The sequence below is a fragment of the Kitasatospora sp. NPDC091257 genome (assembly GCF_044757675.1).
Lineage (GTDB): Bacteria > Actinomycetota > Actinomycetes > Streptomycetales > Streptomycetaceae > Kitasatospora > Kitasatospora lactacystinica.
Genome location: NZ_JBIVVI010001275.1, coordinates 1 through 2,485 on the forward strand (window position 1 = coordinate 1; position 2,485 = coordinate 2,485).

The window sequence follows — 2,485 nt, forward strand, 5'->3', positions numbered from 1 at the left end:
CCCACCACCGCGCCGCAGCCGGCCAGGGCGACGGCCCAGTGCCAGGGGGCGGTGCGCGCGTGCCCGGGCCCGGAGCGGCTCCGCGGTGTCCGCTGTCCAGCCGTCGCCGTCGTCGTCCCGACCGCGGTCTCCACCAGGCGTCCCCTCCAGAGCTCCAGGAGCTGGTCTGCGTGCGCGAGCATCGTCCCACACCGTGATCGGCGGGATGCGAAAGGGGTGGTACGAGCGGTGTGCTCGTACCACCCCTTTCGCGGTGGGTTTCGGGGCTCAGCCCAGGTCGGGCTGCTCCGTCTCCGTGTCGCGGGCGGCCTTGCGGGCGGCGGCGCGCTCCTGGAGGGTGGGCTCGGGCGCCCCGTTGTCGTAGTCCTCGCCGTACGCGCCCTTGGCCGGACGGCGGCGGCGCAGCGGCGGCTCCACACCGTCCGCCAGGCGGCGGGCGGTGAGCAGGAAGCCGGTGTGGCCGATCATCCGGTGGTCCGGGCGGACCGCCAGGCCCTCCAGGTGCCAGGTGCGGACCATGGTCTCCCAGGCCTGCGGCTCGGTGAAGGTGCCGTGGTCGCGCAGCGCCTCGACGGTCCTGGACATCTGCGTGGTGGTGGCCACGTAGCAGCAGATGAGGCCGCCGGGGACGAGCGCCTCGGAGGCGACGTCCAGGCACTCCCAGGGGGCCAGCATGTCGAGGATGACGCGGTCGACGTCGGTCTCGACCAGGTTGTCCTGGAGGTCGCCGACGGTGAGCTTCCACGCCGGGTGCGGGCCGCCGAAGTAGCGCTCGACGTTCCCCTGGGCGATGTCGGCGAAGTCCTGCCGGCGCTCGTAGGAGGCCAGCATGCCGTGCTCGCCGACGGCGCGCAGCAGGTACATGCTGAGCGCGCCGGACCCGACGCCGGCCTCGATCACGCGGGCACCCGCGAAGATGTCGGCCATGGCCAGGATCTGGCCGGCGTCCTTGGGGTAGATCACGGCGGCGCCGCGCGGCATGGACAGGACGTAGTCGGGGAGCAGGGGGCGCAGCGCGAGGTACGGGACGTTCCCCGTGGTGCGCACGACCGTGCCCTCGGGAGCGCCGATCAGCTCGTCATGCGGGAACGCACCCTTGTGGGTGTGGAACTGGTTCCCGGCCTGGAGCGTGAACGTGTAGTGGCGACCCTTGGGATCGGTCAGCTGGACCTGGTCCCCGACCTGGAAGGGCCCGCGTCTGCGGGCGGCACCGGTCGGTTCGGACATGCCGACAATCCTAAGGGAAGCGGAGCCTCCCGCCCTACCACCATGATCAGCGGCCGTCGGTCAGCGGCCGGAGACGGCGGCGGTCAGCCGCTGCTCGATGTCGCTGAGCGAGGCGACGCCGTACACCCGGCCGTCCGCCTCGACCACCAGGTACTCCCCCGCCGGGGTGGCCTGGACGGCCCGCAGCAGGTCCTCGCCGCCGAGGTCGGCGCTCAGCCGCATCCCGGGTTCGAGGTCGCGGGCGAGCGGTCCGACGGCCACCCAGGGGCGGCGGTGCTCGGGCACCGACCGGACGGCGGCCTCGCGCACGAGGGCGATCGGCTCGCCCCGGCCGTCCACCACGATCACCGCGCCGGCCCGGGCCTCGCGGGCGCGGCGCAGCGCCTCGCCCAGCGGGGTGTCGGCGGTGACCTCGACGGCCCGCCGGGCCAGCTCGCGCAGCCGCAGGCCGGGCAGCACCTCCTTGAGCCGGGCGTTGCGCAGGCTGCCGGTGGCACCGTTCCAGATGATCGCGGCGAGCACCGCGGCCAGCAGGGCGTCCACCAGGGTGTCGGTGGTGGTGCGCTCGACCCCGCGGGCGGCGCTCAGCAGCGGCAGGCCGATCAGCACCGCGACGGCCAGCCCGCGGCCGACCCAGGCGGCGGCCACCGTGCCGGTCATCGGCTTGCCGCTGATCGCCCAGACGACCGCGCGCAGCATCCGGCCGCCGTCCAGCGGCAGGCCGGGCAGCAGGTTGAAGGCGGCGACCACCAGGTTGGAGATCATCAGGCCGGTGAGCAGCACCCCGGGCACGGTGGAGAGCTCCACCGCCCGCACGCCGAGGTAGAAGAGGCCGCCGAGCAGCAGCGAGAGCAGCGGGCCGACGAAGGCCAGCCAGAACTCCCGCCAGGGGCTCTCCGCCTCGTTCTCGATCTCGGAGACCCCGCCGAAGAACTGCAGCTGGATCCGCCGCACCCCGAGCTTGTAGCGCAGCGCGACCAGGGTGTGGGCGAGCTCGTGCACCAGGACGGAGGCGTAGAAGGCGACCGCGAAGAAGAACGCGACCAGGTAGCGGGCGCCTCCGAGATCGGGCAGGACGTCGCCCAGCTGTCCGCCGAACACCCAGGTGATCAGTGCGGCGATGACGAACCAGGACGGGGTGACGTAGACGGGCACGCCGAAGGGTCGGCCCATCAGGATGCCGCCGCGGCGCTCGGGCGGCGCCCCGGCCGGGCGCCCGTCGCCCGCCCGCGGTGGCCGGTCGGAGGGCTGCCGCCCC

At 74.1% G+C, this 2,485-nt stretch carries 3 protein-coding genes; all 3 read right to left on the minus strand.

The genetic code is table 11. The features are described 5' to 3' along the window. Positions 1 to 182, minus strand: a 182-nt coding sequence (locus ACIQOV_RS37230) for a hypothetical protein (RefSeq protein WP_401055216.1), incomplete at its 3' end; no start/stop codon positions are given. Between the two features lie 85 nt (positions 183 to 267). Beyond that, positions 268 to 1,227, minus strand: a complete 960-nt coding sequence (locus ACIQOV_RS37235) for a tRNA (adenine-N1)-methyltransferase (RefSeq protein WP_359901190.1) — start codon at positions 1,225 to 1,227, stop codon at positions 268 to 270. A 60-nt stretch (positions 1,228 to 1,287) separates the two neighbouring features. Further along, positions 1,288 to 2,485: site-2 protease family protein (locus ACIQOV_RS37240; RefSeq protein ID WP_401055217.1), on the minus strand; the 1,198-nt coding region annotated here is incomplete at its 5' end.